The organism is [Enterobacter] lignolyticus SCF1, assembly GCF_000164865.1.
GTDB lineage: Bacteria > Pseudomonadota > Gammaproteobacteria > Enterobacterales > Enterobacteriaceae > Enterobacter_B > Enterobacter_B lignolyticus.
In genome coordinates this window covers 4,324,168-4,341,874 of sequence record NC_014618.1, presented here as the reverse complement: position 1 = coordinate 4,341,874, position 17,707 = coordinate 4,324,168, and the positions used below count along the sequence as shown (strand labels likewise).

Genomic DNA, 17,707 nt, shown 5'->3' with positions numbered 1-17,707 from the left:
AAATAATGTTTTTATTTTTTATCAACGGGCGGCGAAGGGTAATTCACAACGCTGATACCGTGTTGTTTAAGATCCTGTAGCAGGGTCAGATCGTCGTTCGTCAGCCAGACGCTGGCGGCAAATTGCTGACACTCCGCTTTACGGCGATATTGCGAACAGTTTGCCAGATTAATTTCTGTTATCGCAGGGATACGCGACACAACGCGGCTGGCGCAGGCAAGGGAGGCGACAATCACCATCTGGCGCGCGCCTGGCTGTATCTGGTCGGCGACATCGTCTGGCGTACAGATGCGGCATGACACACCCGGCGGTAGCGCCATTTCCAGTGCCAACGCCTGCATCGGGTCGCCCGCGGCCTCATCGTTGCCGACGATGATGCTATCGAGCGCCAGCGCCTGTATCCAGCCAGCAACCACCTGGGTATGGATGAGGCGGTCGTCGACGCGCAGCGTCAGCATGACGCCCCCGAACCGGCGTTGGCGCATTTGGCCATGGTTTCGCGCAGGGCGATGAAGTCCGGCTGCTTGTTCTGGTAACGGCTGGCGCCCTGGGCGGCCTGCAGGGCGATAGCTATCCGCTGCTCAAGCGGCGCGCCTTCGCTCATGTAAAACTCCAGCAGCATCACTACACTGGCGCCGGAGATCAGGTGGACATGGGGGCTGCTGGCGGCAATCTTCAGCGCCGTATTGTTCACGCTGCCGCCGGGGATATCGGTAAACAGCACCATATCGTTACCTCTGGAATGCACCCCGGCAGCAGCCTGGGTCAGATGCGTTTCCAGTTGGTGAATGGAGGTGATATCGCCGCAGTAGGCGCAGACCGGCGTGACGCCATGGCTATCGCCCAGCAGCATATCCAGCGCTGAAACAATGCCCATGGCGTATTCGCCGTGCCCCGCCATATAGATTTCAATCATGTGTTCTTCTCCCGTCATTGTCTGATGATATAAAGCAAACAGGATGCCAACTTTTAATTTATTGATATTTATGGGTTAAAATTTGATTTTGGACACTAAGCGTCATTTTCGACACCGTGGGCGGTATGTGTCGAACGCGAACGGACACCCGCGAGGATTTCATCAATCATCAGCAGTTCGGTAAGCGGGATAGTGATGCGGTATTTCTGCACCAGTGGCTGAAAATAGCGGGTGTGCTGCGAAATGAACCGCTGCTGGCACGCATCCAGCGTTTCGTCGTCGCGATGGGTGTGGCCGCTGTTCAGCATCAGCCGCTCCGTCATCAGCGCGATGTGCATCACCAGGTTGATATGCAGGTAATTTTCGAACCGGCAGTGATAGTCCTGCTCGTAGCGGCGGATAAGGGTTTCAATATCCTCCAGCACCACCCGGGGGTTGAGAAAGGTCAGGCGGCTGCTGATGCCTTCGAGGGTAAACAGCTCGACCATTTGCTGGATCATGTCGACGAACTCCGCGTCATCTAACCACTCGGCGAAATAGTTCTGCAGCAGGCTGTCGGTGTTGCCCTGAATAATGTTGCGGATTGTCAGGGAAGGGATGCCGCCGGTGTCCAGATCGGTGGTGGTGATAATCAAACGCGTATCCGCCAGCGCGCCTTTCTCTTTCAGCGCCCGGCGCAATGCGTCGTACTCCATGGTGATGACGTCAATGTTCACGGCGGCGAGCGCGTGGGCAAGGATATCCTGCAGCTTGCGGGCAATGCCTTCGCCGGAAATACAGGCGACAATCAGCGTATTGCGGGCTGGTACGCCCGCATAGTAGCGAATTTCATTTTCATAGCGGCCGGGGATGGCGCTGATAATATCCGGCATCGGCAGCCCCTGCTGCAGCTTTTCCGCGATATCCAGCGCCAACAGCGTCGTCACGTTGTTAATAACGACCAGATCGCCATGCACGTGCTGGTGAATACCGTGCCAGATCTCCTTCAATGAGCCCATATCGACCAGAATCAGGATCCCGCTGTCGTTACGAAGCAGCGTGAGATGGTTTATCAGCATCTCGATAATGGTTTGCGTGCTGGTCAGCCAGGGCATGTCGAACGCGGTAAAGTAGTAGCCGCCAGTGAGCTGGTTCACTAACGACGCGATACTGGAGGCCGTAGACTGCCCGTGGGTGACGATGATGCCCTGCAGTTTGGCCTGCGGGTTGTCGTGCAGCGCGAAGAGTGCGGCGCTGAGCGTGAACATCATGTCCGGCGAGGCCAGCTCGCCGCAGACCGCGACGGCGTCGATAAACTCCTGCGCCATCAGGCGTGCGCGGGGCGGGTAAGAACACAGGGCTGGGGTGGGGTAATGGGACCTGGGGTCCGCCTGCCCGCCTGTTGCTTCGCGCAGAATAACGCAGAGTGCCAGCTGCAGCGCTGGCGGGAGCGGGATCCCCCAGCGCTGGCTCAAATTCTCAAGCGCCGCTCCGACTATCTGCTGCAGCAGGGAGTGGGGAGGATGCTTGTTTTCAGGCTCATGCTCCGCAAGCCAGGCCTGAGTCTCGTCGAGAAAGCGGGTCGCATCCAGGCTGACGACATAGTCGGCGAAAGCGGCACTAAGCGCGTCATCGCGAGGCAGCTCGTTATGGCGTGCATCCTGGTGAATGAGCCAGCCGTGATACTGCGCGTCGCGTTGTGCGGTGACACCGCCGAGGTGGAGCGGGGTATTCTCCTGGCGCGCTATCCAGGCGGTCGCACACATTACTTTGATCTGGTTTCTGATCTCGCCGATATTGCCGGCAAACCGTCCATTGAGCCAGCCGTAGAAGTGCGTGCTGTCGAGCCGGATATCGCAGTGAAGCTGCTTGGCCTCCTGGCGTAAAAAGGTTTCCAGCAGCGCAATACGCTCCCGGCGGGTTCTTTCATGCCACGCAGGAAGATGTACCGTGATGGGAATGCGGCGGCGTAGGGTGCGCAGCAACACGTTACCCACCTCTTCCGTGGTGGCGAACACAAACCGTACCTGCGCGGAGCGCGGGTGTTTATTGTCGCCCAGCCGGTAGAAATAACCTTTATCCATGAACAGAAACAGCTTTTCTTGGTTCTCTGCGGATAAACGGTGGACTTCGTCGAGAAACAGCATCCCGCCGTTGGCGTTATCCAGCAGTCCCGCTTTTTCGCCTGCCGCGCCGGTGAATGCGCCTTTGCTGTGGCCGAAAAGGGTGCTGGAGAGCAGTTCGGGGTTATTGGCGTAATCCGCGCAGTTAAGTTCGACAAGCGGACGCCCGACGGCGATCAGCCCCTGCTGGCAGGCGTAGTCGTAAAGCCGGGAGGCGAGATAGCTTTTCCCTGTTCCGCTTTCACCGGTTAGCAGCAGCGCGAGCCCGTCCGGCGGGTAATCCACCGCAGCGCGGCACAGCGCCATCTGGCGATACAGACTCTCGTTTTCCGCCTGAGGGAGCACGGCAGCGGGTGTTTGGACGCCAGAGAGGTAAAACCGCACCGGGCGGCTGCTGTCTTTGGTCAGCATGCCGTCTTCGCAGAGTCGGTTCAGGTAATGGCTGATGACGTTGCGCTTAACTGACAGCAGCGAGAGGCACTGGGCGGCCGTAAATCCATTGGGCTCTGAGGCAAATGTCGATATCAGCTGCTGATAGAATTTATCTTTAACGCTCAAGGGCGGAGCTCCCTTTTGTCCAGATGGTTATCCCGGCAGGGTTTCAGGGCTCTATCAGAACAGGAATAGCGCAAAATGAATACCGCACTGCCCGCATTAATCCACCGCGCTAAGAATTTTGCGAGATTCATTGCAGAGTTGTACTGCGGCGCGTCTGATAACTCACGCACATGTTCTGTACAGCGCTTTTTGCTTGTCTTTCATTGTTGATATAGTGGCTTACGGGCAATCAGACGAGATATCAGCATGACCGGCAATATCGACTACCAGATTGAGAAGTATCATTTTGCGGCGGTAGATGAATCCTCCCGCGTCGCGCATCAGTGGGCGGAAGTGCTGGAGGAATGCCGCCAGCTACGCGCCGGGGCGGAGGCGCGTTTACGCCTTGCGCTGCTGAATGTGGACTATGTGACCAGCTTTGAGCTCCCCTTTCGCCTGCTGTTGATTCGCACTCCGCAGCTGATTGCCGGGCTGCGTGAAGAGATGCAGCTTAACCAGAAAGACGCCATCTTCAACGGCAAGCGGTTTGGCTGCGTCTGGAGCCTTAAGGCGGATTTAGGCGACGTTCCCGATACCTTTCAGTACCGTTTAGCGACCCGCATCCGGCGGGTGGATTCGGCAGGGGCAGCGGCGGCGCCCTATCAGCAGATCGCGAAAGAGGCGAAAGCGCCGCGCGAACGTCTCAGGCTGGCGCTGGAAAGCGGGCTGCAGGTGACGGCGCTTGACGCTCTTTTCTGGTTTGGGATTCAGCGTATTGCGGCAGAAGTGTCCCGGCTGCGCAAGTCAGGGATGCGCATTGTGACGGCAGAGATTGACGCTACCGATAATCTCACGGGAACAACCCGGCGGGTGCCGGTTTATTTTTTGAGTGCGGCGGCGGGGGCGGTGTGAAGCGATAAAAAGCAAAAAACCGCCCTGTGAGCTAACGCAGTTTGCTTAACATGCCATGAGACAAACTTGTCTTCCCATTTTACCTGCGCGCACCCGATACGCTCATCTTTTATCCGCTTTTCTCCCCTCCCCGTTGTGTGCGGATCTGATATTGCATCAGCGTCCGATATCTCACCCGGTAAATTATCCCGCAGCAGCGAACGCCGCGAATTTTACTTAAAGCCAGGAATGGAATGAGAAAATTCTGAAAATGAATCGTTGTAAGCGTCCTGTGTTTACACTTTTTTACTTACTGTGTTCTAATGTTCTGGAAATGTAAGTAAATGTCATTTTTATAAACAAAGATTATCACAAGTAACCTGCCGGATCACGGATGAAAAGTTTAATCCCGGTGCTAACATCTCTGGCCCTGAGCCCGACTGTTTTTGCAGCGCCTTTGCCTCAACACGATACCAATCAGCAATTTCTGAACCAGCAGCAGCGGCAGAAAGCACAGGAACAGCAGGTCACGCCTGTTGCCCCTGATGTCCGCCTTTCTCCGGAACCTCGTTCCGCGTTATCTGCGTCTGGTTTTCCGGATGAAAAGCCCTGTTTTACGCTTTCTCAGGTTGTGCTGAGCGGTACGAAGGCGTTACCCCATTGGCTGCCGTTGCAGCGCCAGGCGGACACAGCCCGCGGCCACTGTCTCGGCGCAAAAGGGATTAACCTCCTGATGGGACGGCTGCAGAACACGCTGATTGGCCATGGCTATGTCACCACCCGCGTGCTGGCGCCTCAGCAGGACTTAAACAGCGGCGTGCTGCGTCTGGTGGTGATGCCGGGCTATGTGCGTCAGGTTCGTCTGACGGATGAGAGTGATAAGTACGCCACCCTGTATAGCGCGTTTCCGGCGCACGGCGGCGATGTGCTGGATCTGCGGGATATCGAGCAGGGACTGGAAAACTTGCAACGCCTGCCCACCGTGCAGACGAGCATGGAGGTTGTTCCGGGTGAGCAGCCCGGCGAGAGCGATATCGTGATTTCCCGCCATCAGGAACGCATCTGGCGCGTGGATGCCTCACTGGACGACTCTGGCTCGCAGTCCACCGGCGAGTATCAGGGCAATCTTACGCTGTCGCTGGATAACCCACTGTCACTGAGCGACCTGTTTTATCTTTCCGGCTCGCATAACCTTGACGGCAACGGTGGCAAAAAATCACAAAGCCTGACCGGGCACTACTCGGTACCGTTTGGTTACTGGCAGGCGGGGATCACCGCCAGTCATTATGACTACGTTCAGACCGTCGCCGGGCTTAACGGCGACTACCAGTACAGCGGCAGCAGCAAGAACATTGATTTTCAGCTGAGCCGCATTCTGCACCGCAGCGGCAGTCAGAAAACGACCCTCAGCGCCGACGTTATCACCCGCGAACAGCGTAACTACATTAACGATACCGAAGTCGAAGTGCAGCGACGCCAGACCGCCGCCTGGAAGCTTGGCCTGAAACACCGCCACTACATCGGCAGCGCCACGCTGGATGCGGGTGTCAGCTATCAGCGCGGCACCCGCTGGTTTGGCGCGCAACCGGCGCCGGAAGAGTATTTCGGCTACGCCACCGCACTCAGCAAAATTTTGCAGCTGAATGCGAACCTGAACCTCCCGTTCACATTGGGCCATCAGAACTTTCGCTTTAACACTCAGTACCAGCGTCAGGTCAGCAATACCCCACTGACTCCGCCGGAGATGTTTTCTATCGGCAACCGCTGGACGGTGCGCGGTTTTGACGGCGAGCGCACCCTGACCGCCAGCCACGGTTGGTATGTGCGTAACGATATTGCCTGGGCTACCCCTGTACCCGCGCAGGAACTGTACCTCGGCGCGGATTACGGCGAAGTCGGCGGCAGCGGCAGTGAAACGCTGGTCGGTAAACACCTGGCTGGTGGAGTAATGGGGCTGCGCGGCCAGTTCCTCCGGGCCAGCTATGACCTGTTTGCCGGTATTCCGCTGTCAAAACCCGATGGCTTCAAAACGGACCCTGTGACGACCGGATTCAGCCTTAGCTGGAGTTATTAATGAAATGGAACGGATTCACCGTACAGTGCCCGCTGGTGCTGGGCGGTAGCGTGAATGAAGCCGAAGTGCTGGGGGCCAGCGTCTGGCTGTGGATGCACTCCGCGCGCCATAAAGGCGCACCGCTGGAGACGCTGCCAACGTCACTGCTGCCGGTGATTAAAGCGCGCCAGTATGCGCTGGCGTTTAGGGACGATAAACCTGCGTTCTTTATGAGCTGGGCCTGGTTCAATGAAGAGGCTGAACGACGCTATCTGATGGCGCATCGCCTGCTGTTACCTGAATCAGACTGGCGCAGTGGTAACCGAATGTGGGTCATTGACTGGATTGCGCCCTTTGGGGATACCCGGCAGATGGCGCAACTGGTTCTGAACGAATTGTTTCCGGATAGCTGCTTCCGCGCATTATGGCATCACGGCGCGGACAGAGGGATGCGCGTCAAACGGTTTCAGGGACGGAACATCTCACGACCGGACATGGCGGTCTGGCGTAACGCACATCCGCTTCCGGCAGACCTTCAGGAATGCTGAGTTTACTCACGGGTAGCAACAGGCTGCCCATTAACGTGTAAGGGAATGAAAATGAAAAAAACCGCAGCGGCAGCACTTATTCTGGCCGGAAGTTTTCTGGGTGGACAGAGCGCAATGGCAGAAAGCCAGACCGTTAGCATCGGATGGGCGCATAGCAGCATTGAAGACGCAAATGACCTGAACGGGGTCAATCTCCAGTATCGCTATGAGTTTAATTCATCCTGGGGGCTGATGGGGTCATTCACCTGGATGGAAGGGGATGAAACGGTGCGTGGCGGATTCTACAAATCTGACGTCAAAGAAAAATATTATTCACTCATGGCAGGACCGACCTGGCGTATTAATGACTGGGCCAGCCTGTACGGCGCACTGGGCTTCGCGAACACGGATGTGAAAGAACACATTCGTTATGACGGCGGCTACAGCGGCGAACATTCTGAGAATGTCACCTCCCTGGCCTGGGGCGCAGGCGTGATGTTTAACCCGGTAGAGAACCTGTCTTTGAATGTCGGTTACGAAGGCACCAACGCAGATTACTGGGGTAAAACACACGCCATTAATGGCTTCAGCGTGGGCGTTGGCTATCGCTTCTGATCCCTCCGATTTTACACGCCCTTGCAGGGCGTGTTTTGTTTTCTCTGGATAATTCACCGCACGCAGCGGCGGTCAACGGATGACAGTGAGTCACGGCAATGAATAAACTTTTCTATCGTATCGTGTTTAACAAAGCGCGCGGCATGTTGATGGTTGTTGCGGACATCACCCGTTCCCACCGCGCTGGCGTTTCTCCCTCATCGGGGGCAGACAGCAAACCAGGTGCCGCCCTCACGGCAACGCTGACACCACTGACGTTTGGTATTTTGCTCTGTCTGGCGGCAATCACGCCGGCCATGGCGGGAATAGTGGCGGACAAGAGCGCCCCCGGTAACCAGCAACCGCAGATACTCAACACGGCCAGCGGGCTCCCGCAGGTCAACATTCAGACGCCGAGCGCCGCAGGCGTTTCCCGTAACACCTACAGTCAGTTTGATGTGGACAGTAAAGGCGCGGTTCTTAACAACAGTCACGCCAATACGAACACGCAGCTTGCCGGGATGGTGGCGGGTAACCCGAATCTGGTGAAAGGTGAAGCCAAAGTTATCCTTAACGAAGTCAATTCACGTGATCCGAGCCGACTCAATGGTTACCTTGAAGTGGCCGGACAAAAAGCGCAGGTGGTCATTGCTAACCCCTCCGGCATCAGCTGTGATGGTTGTGGGTTTATTAATGCCAATCGCGCGACGCTGACCACCGGGAGACCGCAGTTCAGCGACGGCAATCTGACCGGTTACCAGGTGAATGGTGGCAACATCACCATTACCGGCGGCGGCCTTGACAGCAAAGAATCTGATTACACCGATATCATTGCCCGCAGCGTGAAGGTTAATGCGGGCATCCGGGCGAACGACCTGAAGGTCACCACCGGCCGCAACCAGGTGGATGCCGCCCATGCCACCATCACAAAACTTGCCGATGATGGCAGCCAGAAGCCGGAAATGGCGCTGGACGTTTCCGCCCTCGGCGGCATGTATGCCGGGAAAATCCGTCTGACGGGCACCGAACAGGGGGTGGGGGTCCATAACGCCGGGAAAATTGGCGCCACGGCAGGTAATGTCGTGCTAACCGCCGACGGACGCATTGAGAACAGCGGGCTGGTCAGTAGTGCAGCTGACACCCAAATCACCAGCCGCAGCGATATCGTCAACAGCGGCAAATTGCACAGTAACGGACAACTGACGCTCAGCAGCGACGGCAACCTCAGTCACAGTGGCACCCTGGTGAGCGGCGGTTCGCTGACAGCCACGGCGAAAACGCTTACCAGCACGAAGGACAGCCTGATTGCCGCTGGTGTGGATGACGGTGGCAGGTTAACAAAACCAGGCGATATCACGCTGACCACCACCGGCCCGCTTGAGGCCCACGGGCAGACGCTGGCGGGCGGAAATATTCAGGCGGCAGGCGATGGCATCGACATCAGCGGCAGCCAGACGGCGGCGCAATCCGTAGTACTGGAAGCCCGGAGCGGCCCGCTCTCGACAGCCGGAGCCACCGTTGATGCCCAAAAAGGGCTGACGGCGCACACCACATCGGCCTTTAACAACGATGGCGGCGCGTTGACGGCGGACAAACTGACGCTGTCATCACGCGACCTCAGCAACCGCAGCGGTACGATAACGCAGCTCGGTGAAGACGATCTGACGCTGAATCCGGCCGGAAATCTCGATAATCAGGGCGGTAAAATTCGCAGTAACAGCAACAACCTGACCCTGAGCGCCAATACCCTTAACAACACCAGCGGTGAAATCACCCATGCGGGTAAGGGCAAACTGAGCCTGGCGGCACAGCAGGCCGTGGATAACCGTTCAGGGACCATTCAAACCGCCGGTGATATGGCTGCCACCTCTGAGACGTTCAATAATGCGGGCGGCACGCTGGCGGGTACAGGGACGTTCTCCCTGCAGACCGCCTCACTCAATAACACGCTCGGCAACATAGGCACTGGCGGCGATATGCAGCTGCTGCTGAATGAGGGGCTGGATAACCGCCAGGGTAAAATTGCCAGCAGCGGCCGCCTGGGTATCAAGACTACGGATGTCCTGAATCAGTCCGGCATTCTTGGCGCGGGCGGTCTTTTTACCCTGAATGCCAACAACCTGATTAACCAGGCGGGTGTCATCAAAGCCGGTGATAACCTGCAGTTTTCGCTGAGCGACACGCTGGATAACAGCGCAAGCGGCGTCATGGGTGCTGATGGCGATATGCAGCTGAAGGCGCAAACGCTGCTCAACGACCAGGGTAAACTGCTGACGAACGGCAGCGCGCGTATCGTGGCCCTCGCTGTGGGAAACCGCGCCGGGCAAATTGCGGTGCAGTCAGTGTTGGATTTGCAGGCGGATACGCTGAAAAATGATACCGGAGGTCAGCTTCAGAGCGGCGACGATATGATGCTCGCCGTGAAGAGTCTCAGCAACACCGGCACCGTCGACCAGGGCGGTATCAGCGCCCGTGGGAGTCTGACGATAACATCGTCCTCGGTTGATAACACCTCAGGCCTGCTGCTCGCCGGAAAAAGTCTCTCGCTGCTGAATACCCTGCTTGCCAACCAGCACGGACAAATTGTGGCGCAGGGCGCTGCCGATATCTCTACGGTGAGCGATTTGGACAACCAGAACGGGATCGTGCAGGGCAACGGGATCACGCTCAACACCCAGGGCCATGCGCTCAATAATCAGCACGGCACGCTTTACAGTCTGGCTGCACTGACCGTGAACAGCGCCGACCTGAATAACCAGGGCGGCACGCTGGGGGCAGGTACAGATGCCACCGTCACCGCAAATGCGCTGGATAACCGCAACGGCGGGCGCATTGTCGCGCAGGGGAATGCGCGCCTCAGCGCGCAGTCGCTGCAGAATCAGCAGGGGCAAATTCAGAGCGCAGGCGATTTATGGCTGAACATTGTCTCGCGGCTCAATAATCAGAATGGTCTGCTGCGCAGCGGGGCCACCACCACGCTTGCGGCGCAGCAACTGGATAACAGCGCGACGCAGGGGAATAACCAGGGTATTGAAGGTCAGACAGTAAACATCACCAGCGGTACCTTTAACAACCAGAGCGGCAGCCTGCTGGCGAATGACGGTATGACGTTGAACGTAGCAGGCCAGCTCGATAACCGCAGTGGGCTGATGTCAGCCGGTAACACGTTTACCATGGACGGCCGCGCCCTGCAGTTGACTAACACTGGTGGTACTGCCAGCGCGGGGAGCCTGCTCGCTCTCAACGCCCTCAGTCTGACCGGCGACGGTCAACTGCTTTCCTCTGGTGATATGGCCATCACCAGCCAGCAGGGGATGAGTAACTGGGGAAAACTCATTGCCAACAACAACCTGTCGCTAACAACCGGCGGCAATATCACCAACAGCGGGCAACTACTGGCAGGGAATATCCTGAATATTCACGGAAACAGCCTGACCAATTTGCAGGCCGGGGAAATCAACGGCGGCACAGACCGGCTGTATTTTTCCGGTAGCATCACCAATTACGGCCTGATTGACGGCGGTCTGACCTGGCTTGAAACCGGAACGCTGGCTAACACGGGTACCGGGCGTATCTACGGCGACAGCATTGGCGTGAACGTCGCCACGTTCAACAATCTGGCGGCCGGTGGTGTGGCGCCAGTGCTGGCCGGACGTCAGCAGGTCAATATTGGCGCGCAGACCCTCAATAATGACGGTCACGCGCTGATATACAGTGACGGCACGCTGGCGGTTGGCGGCGCGCTGGCAGCGGATGGAACCGTGATCGGACGTGCCGGCGTCATCAACAATCACAGCGCGACCATGGAGTCCGCAGGCGACATGGTGCTGAACGTCAGTCAGCTCAATAACATCAACGACCATTTTTCCACTGAACTGGTGACCGTCTCGGTTATCGACAAACTGGTATACCAGTGGAGAGGCACGATGTATGACACCGCTGACTACAACATTCATCTCGATAAGGACGAAACCTGGATTATCTGTATCGAAGGTGTGACCTGCCACAGTACCAACAAGGGTGATAATTTCAACGAGTATCGCTACACCGAGACGACGCAGGAAACACAGGTCAAGGAGAGCGACCCGGCGAAGCTTCTTGCCGGAGGCCATCTGACCATTAACGGCAACACGGTGACTAACGACAACAGCGAAATCGTTGCCGGAGGCACCCTTGCCGTTAACGCGACGACGGTCAATAACGTTCAGGCCGAAGGTCAGCGCATCATCACCGATAAAGGCACCCTCAAGCACTACTGGCGCGACAGCCAAAAGGGCGGGGACAAACCCGGTATCGATACCTCGAAATACACACCACCGACCATTATTCAGACTATCTCCCTGAGTCCGGGGCGGATGGGCGAAAACAGCAGCTTCAGCGGTAGCGGTGAGAATATCGATGCTCAGGGTAACCGTAATACCGATGTCAAAACCGGCGGCGCAGGCAGCACGGATACCGGCGTGAATGGCAGCGGCAGGGCGCCGGTTGCGCCACGTCCTGGCGCCCGGTTTGACGTGGTGCCGGTGAATGGTGATGACGGCACGGTTATCCGCACCGTGATGCCGGATACCCGCCTGCCGGATAACAGTCTGTTTAACGTTATTACCGACAACAACAGCAGCTACCTGATTCAGACCGACCCGCGTTTTACCAATAACCGGCGATGGCTCGCCAGCGATTATATGCAGGATAAGCTCGGCCTCGACCAGACCATGAAACGCCTCGGCGATGGTTACTACGAACAGCGTCTGGTGCGTGAACAGATTATTGCCCTGTCAGGCATGCGCTATCTTGACGGCTTCAGCAGCGATGAAGACGAATACCAAGCGCTGATGGACAATGGCCTGGCGTTCAATGACCAGTATCATCTCACCCCGGGCGTGGCCCTGACCGCCGAACAGATGGCGAAACTGACGAAGCCGATTGTCTGGCTGGTGAATACCACTATCGCGATGCCGGATGGCTCCCGTCAGACCGTGCTCGTGCCGCAGGTGTATGCCCCTGTCAAACCGGGTGATCTCAACGCCAGCGGCGCACTGATGTCGGGCGGCAATATCGCCATGCACCTGGCGGGGGATTTGAACAACAGCGGCGTGATTGGCGGACGTAAGGCCACGGTCATCACCGCTGAGAATATCCTCAACAACGCAGGTACCCTTCAGGGCGCGGATGTTAGCCTGAATGCGCGTAACGACATCACCAGTATTGGCGGCTCCCTGTTGGGGCTGGATTCGCTGGTGGCAAATGCCGGGCGGGATATCAACCTCACCACCACCACCCGAAGCAGCACCAGCAGCAACGCAACCAGCCAGTTCAGCCGTACCTCGCTGGACAAAGTCGCCAGCATCACCGTGCTTAACGATAACAGCACGCTGGTGATTAATGCGGGTCGGGATGCGAATCTGACGGCAGCGCAGGTGGTGAACGCAGGCAACGACAGCCAGACGCTGATTGCCGCGGGAAGAAACGTCAACCTGAACACCGTCACGACCGCCAGCCAGGATGATGTGGCGTGGGATAAAGACAATACCCTGCACCAGGCGAACAGCCATGAGACCGGTACCCGGATTGCCGGTAGCGGCAGCGTGTCAGTGGCGGCGGGTCAGGATATCAACGCCCGCGCAGTCAGCGTGAATGCCGGTGACGCGCTGAACCTGGCGGCAGGCCACGACATCAGCATCGTCAGCGGTACTGACCACAATGACGTGGATGAGCGCCATAAGAAAACCGGCACCAGCGGTATGCTCTCCAGCACCACCACTACCACCCGCGATGCGTTCAGCCGGGATACGGCGCAGGCCAGCCAGCTCAGCGGCAATACGGTCAGCATTAACGGCGGGCATGATGTGCTGATAAAGGGCAGCGATGTGGCCGGTACACAGGATGTAACGCTGCATGGCGGACACGATGTGACCATCACGGCGGCGGATGAGCGCAATCAGGAAACGCATGTTAAACAACAGACCACATCGGGTTTAACCGGCACCGGGGGTATTGGTGTGAGCTACGGTACGCAGGACCTGAAGGTCACGGACACGCTCAGTGAAAACACCCACCGGGGCAGTACCGTGGGCAGCAGTGACGGTAATCTCAGTGTCAGCGCGGGTAACAATCTGGCGGCGATCAATTCAGACCTGATTGCCGGTCGCGATGTGCTGCTGAAAGGCAAGAATGTCTCGATTCTGGCGGCGCAGGATGAGAGTACCGCCACCCACAAGGTGGAGCAGAAGACCTCCGGCCTGACCCTGGCGCTGTCCGGGGCCGCGGGCAGCGCGCTCAATACCGCCGTGACGACCGCGAAACAGTCACAGGATGAGAGCAACAGTCGCATTGCCGCACTGCAGGCGACGAAGGCGGCCCTGTCCGGGGTGCAGGCCGGTCAGGCGGTGGCGCTGGACCAGGCGCAGGGCGCTGACCCGAAAAACGATAATGCCATCGGGGTGACGCTCTCGTACGGCAGCCAGTCGTCAAAATCAGAACAAACGCAGACCAGCACCACCTCCCGGGGCAGCAGCGTGACGGCCGGGCATAATCTGAACATCCAGGCCAGCGATGGCGATATCAGTGTTCAGGGCAGCCAGTTGCAGGCGGGGAATAATGCCGTGCTTGACGCCAGCCGCGACATCATCCTGAAATCCGGTGAAAACACCTCGGCCCTGACCGGCAAAAATGAAAGTAAGGGCGGTACGGCAGGCATCGGCATTGGTGCAGGCTCCGGCGGCTGGGGGATTCAGATTTCCGCCAGCGTCAACAGCGCCAGCGGAAAAGAGAGCGGCAGCGGCCTGACCCATACCGAAAGCACGCTTACAGCAGGCAACACCGTCACGATGAAAAGCGGGCGCGACACCCTCATGACCGGGGCGCAGGTCAGTGGTGATTCGGTGAAGGTGAAGGTGGGCCGGGACCTCATCATGACCAGCGAGCAGGACAGCGACAACTACGACAGTAAGCAGCAGAGCGCCAGCGCGGGCGGCAGCTTTAATATTGGCTCGATGACCGGGTCGGCGAACATCAGCCTGAGCCAGGACAAAATGCACTCGAACTGGAAGTCGGTACAGGAGCAGACGGGTATCCAGGCCGGCCAGGGCGGATTTGATATAACGGTGGGCAACCACACCCAGCTGAACGGGGCGACGATAGCGTCCACCGCGCCGGGCGACAAAAACAGCCTCGACACCGGCACGCTGGGCTGGCGCGATATCCACAATCAGGCCGACTATAAGGTTGAACATGCAGGTGTGGGCTTAAGCACCGGGGGCAGTATCGGCAGCCAGTTTGCGGGGAATGCGGCGAACGGTCTGCTGAGCGGGCTGAACGGTTCCGGTCATGATGAAGGCACCACCCATGCTGCCATCGGCGAGGGCACCGTCACCCTGCGCAATAAGGACAGCCAGACACAGAACATCGCAGACCTGAGCCGGGATACGGCGGGAGCCAACGGCAGTATCGGGCAGATTTTTGATAAAGAGAAAGAGCAGGACAGGATCCGCGAGACGCAGCTTATCAGCGAGATTGGCACTCAGGCAGGCGATATTGCGACGACACAGGGGGCACTCCAGGGGCTGAAGGCGCAGAAGGACCCGCAGAAACTGGCGGAGGCCCGGGCACAGCTGGAGCGTGAGGGTAAACCTTTCACCGATGCGGATGTGGCACAACAGGCTTACAACAACGCCATGGCGCAGTGGGGAACAGGCAGCGCCGTCCAGATGGGGATACAGGGGGCGACAGCGGCGCTGAGCGGGCTGGCGAATGGAAACCTGGCGGGTGCAATAGCCGGGGCGTCTGCACCGGTGCTGGCGGATATCATTGGACACCATGCCGGTATTGACAATAATACGGAAGCGAAAGCCATTGCCCATGCAGTACTGGGCGGCGTGGTGGCGGAGCTGAACGGCGGCAGCGCGCTGGCGGGTGCCGCAGGCGCGGCGTCCGGAGAGCTGGCAGCGGGCGCCATTGCGAAGGTGCTGTACCCGGATATCGACACTAAGAACCTGTCACAGTCGCAGAAGGACACGGTGACGGCGCTGGCGACGGTGGCGGCCGGAATGGTGGGAGGGATTATGGGTGGTGATACGTCAGGGGCAATGAGCGGGGCGCAGGCCGGGAAGAATGCGGTTGAGAATAATCTTCTCGGAACGGAAATCGATCAGGCTAAAGCTGCTCAGGCGCATGGCGCAGATGTACTTTCCTGTAATGATGCCCCTGGTGGTGAAGCCTGTAAGCGAGGCGAGGCAGTTAATAAAGCTTATGCTGGGGCATTAGCAACAGGTAGTGTAGCTCTCTTACCAGGTGGTGCTCAGGCAATGTGGGGACTGGGCGCAGGGGCTAATGCTGGTATCAACTATCTGACTGAAGGAACTATAGATCCAACGACAGCAATTATCGGGGGCTGGGTTAATGTGATCAGCGCAGGAAATGGAGTTGTAGGTACTGTTGGCTGGAATGCGGCTGGAGGTGCCTTAGGAAACTGGCTCGAAGGGAAAGACCCAACATCTGGTGCGTTGATAAATGGTGCGGGTTCTTTTGTGGGTTATGGCATTGGTAACGGCATTAAATGGGGCGTTAACACTGGTGCGAACTGGTGGAAAGGTGGCTGGGATCCGAAGTTTAATGCTGACCTGAGACAGTTTACTGAAGTGAAAGGAGAATATGGCCTTTCAAAAGAAATGATACCGAGCAAACTACCTAGCAGTTTTGGTGATATCAGCTCTTCTTTCTCATCAGAGTATGGCGGAAAAAAATTTGAACCTTTCATTGAGGATAAATTGAAATGAAACTCCCCAATGAAAAAATGCTCAGTTTACTTATTATCTTTATTGTCTGCGTGCTGGGGATTATTATTAGTTTCCTGTCCATTGCCCTAGCTATAGATGTTATAATCTGGTTGCTGACAGGATCGTTCGATCTTACGAAACTAGATATATTAAAAACCATTAAAATTGGTTGCATAATTGGCAGTTTCACTGGTTTTGTGTTTGTCATAGCGAGACTGTTGAGACTGAAAGGGTTTTAGACAGTCTTGCAATCCCGGCTTTGTGGCTAAAATTGTTGTTGAGAACAATTACTTAAGCTGGGATGAGGCACAGGCTTTTGACAAAGAAATGACCGCCTGCCATCAGGCTGGCGGGGACTGCGGCGATATCCAGAACAAATACGCAGTTATCAGCGGTGAGAACCGACAGAAACTGAGCATCGATATTGCAGCAGATCCCCTCACTGCGCTGTCCGGGGAGGACAAATGGAATATTGAGGGCGGACTCAGCGCTGCGAGCCGACCTGGCTGGCTGTATGGTTCTCTGGAAAATCAGGATGTGAAGGATTACGTTATTGAAGGTAACAGCTATGACCTGGCTTATCTGAATAGCAATACGTCACAGGGTGATAGGGCCTTGGCCTACTTCGGCGAGCCCGAAAATTACTGGGGCACTGTTGCCGGAGCAGGTTCGCTGCTAATGTCATCCGCAACGCTGACTGAAAAATTTGTCAGGGCCGGGCTGAGCTATGGTGCTAACGGTGCTGTGCAGATAGTGACAGGTAATACGGGGGATAAGTTTGATTATCTCAGTTTTATAATGTCAGGATTAACCGGGGTCGGTACTGCCGGGAAAGGATATTACGCTAACCAGCTGTTGGGTGCCGGCAGTGCTTACATGAGCAGCCAGATTGAAGGCCAGGATAGCACCTCTGCAGTGCTGGGCAGTATGGCGGGTACCGGTCTTGGTTATAATATTGGTGCTTCGCTCACCAGTAAATTTGAATCTCAGTACATCAAAAATCAGCTTGGCATGGATGCCAGCAAGTATTCACTGCAGTATTCGGAAAAATCTATCGGATACGGTATGTATCAAGGCGGCCAAATGAGCTCCATACCAGGAACATTTGGTGGATTTATTGGTTCATTCGTATCAGAAGGTGCAAGCAGCGCAACTCAAAAAGAAGCTGATGGGGATAGAAAATGAAAAACCATCTACTACTTTTTATTAAGTTGTTACTTATATCTGTAGCTACCTGCTCGATTGGAATAGTGGTTAGTATATGGCTTATCGCTCGGGAGCCAATACCTTCTGAGGTATATGTAAAATATGGA

The 17,707-nt window shown here is 56.8% G+C and carries 9 protein-coding genes; 6 read left to right on the top strand and 3 right to left on the bottom strand.

What is annotated here, in order from left to right; genetic code table 11:
• Positions 1-11: 11 nt before the first annotated feature.
• The 3 genes from ENTCL_RS22460 to ENTCL_RS20140 all read right to left on the bottom strand — a co-directional run bounded on the left by ENTCL_RS22460 (position 12) and on the right by ENTCL_RS20140 (position 3,576).
• The gene (locus ENTCL_RS22460; RefSeq protein ID WP_013367983.1) at positions 12-458 is read right to left on the bottom strand and encodes a PTS sugar transporter subunit IIB; all 447 of its coding nucleotides are present in this window, start codon (positions 456-458) and stop codon (positions 12-14) included.
• Positions 452-916, bottom strand: coding sequence for a PTS sugar transporter subunit IIA (locus ENTCL_RS20145; protein WP_013367982.1), 465 nt, complete (start codon positions 914-916; stop codon positions 452-454). The genes ENTCL_RS22460 and ENTCL_RS20145 overlap by 7 nt, the downstream gene beginning before the upstream one ends.
• A gap of 95 nt (positions 917-1,011) precedes the next feature.
• On the bottom strand, positions 1,012-3,576 hold the full coding sequence (locus ENTCL_RS20140) for a sigma 54-interacting transcriptional regulator (RefSeq protein WP_013367981.1): 2,565 nt from the start codon (positions 3,574-3,576) through the stop codon (positions 1,012-1,014).
• A 246-nt stretch (positions 3,577-3,822) separates the two neighbouring features.
• Here ENTCL_RS20140 and ENTCL_RS20135 point away from each other — a divergent pair, with 246 nt between their 5' ends.
• The 6 genes from ENTCL_RS20135 (at position 3,823) to ENTCL_RS20105 (ending at position 17,579) form a co-directional block, all read left to right on the top strand.
• Complete coding sequence (locus tag ENTCL_RS20135; protein ID WP_013367980.1) at positions 3,823-4,467, top strand: ECs1377 family protein; 645 nt, start codon at positions 3,823-3,825, stop codon at positions 4,465-4,467.
• A 373-nt stretch (positions 4,468-4,840) separates the two neighbouring features.
• Positions 4,841-6,520, top strand: coding sequence for a ShlB/FhaC/HecB family hemolysin secretion/activation protein (locus ENTCL_RS20130; RefSeq protein WP_013367979.1), 1,680 nt, complete (start codon positions 4,841-4,843; stop codon positions 6,518-6,520).
• Entirely contained in the window at positions 6,520-7,047 is a 528-nt protein-coding gene (locus ENTCL_RS20125; protein ID WP_013367978.1) for a toxin-activating lysine-acyltransferase, read from the top strand. Before ENTCL_RS20130 ends, ENTCL_RS20125 begins: the two co-directional genes overlap by 1 nt.
• A gap of 51 nt (positions 7,048-7,098) precedes the next feature.
• Positions 7,099-7,641, top strand: a complete 543-nt coding sequence (locus ENTCL_RS20120; protein WP_125451890.1) for an Ail/Lom family outer membrane beta-barrel protein — start codon at positions 7,099-7,101, stop codon at positions 7,639-7,641.
• Positions 7,642-7,739: 98 nt separating this feature from the next.
• Complete coding sequence (locus ENTCL_RS20115; protein ID WP_013367976.1) at positions 7,740-16,394, top strand: two-partner secretion domain-containing protein; 8,655 nt, start codon at positions 7,740-7,742, stop codon at positions 16,392-16,394.
• 261 nt (positions 16,395-16,655) lie between these two features.
• A complete protein-coding gene (locus ENTCL_RS20105; RefSeq protein WP_013367974.1) occupies positions 16,656-17,579 on the top strand; it encodes a hypothetical protein in 924 nt (307 codons plus the stop codon).
• Positions 17,580-17,707 lie beyond the last annotated feature (128 nt).

Bases quoted from the DNA above. Each gene is read 5' to 3' on its own strand.
- ENTCL_RS20120 (WP_125451890.1), top strand. From the start codon at position 7,099: ATGAAAAAAACCGCAGCGGCAGCACTTATTCTGGCCGGAAGTTTTCTG.
- ENTCL_RS20130 (WP_013367979.1), top strand. From the start codon at position 4,841: ATGAAAAGTTTAATCCCGGTGCTAACATCTCTGGCCCTGAGCCCGACT.
- ENTCL_RS20135 (WP_013367980.1), top strand. From the start codon at position 3,823: ATGACCGGCAATATCGACTACCAGATTGAGAAGTATCATTTTGCGGCG.
- ENTCL_RS22460 (WP_013367983.1), bottom strand. From the start codon at position 458: ATGCTGACGCTGCGCGTCGACGACCGCCTCATCCATACCCAGGTGGTT.
- ENTCL_RS20115 (WP_013367976.1), top strand. From the start codon at position 7,740: ATGAATAAACTTTTCTATCGTATCGTGTTTAACAAAGCGCGCGGCATG.
- ENTCL_RS20145 (WP_013367982.1), bottom strand. From the start codon at position 916: ATGATTGAAATCTATATGGCGGGGCACGGCGAATACGCCATGGGCATT.
- ENTCL_RS20125 (WP_013367978.1), top strand. From the start codon at position 6,520: ATGAAATGGAACGGATTCACCGTACAGTGCCCGCTGGTGCTGGGCGGT.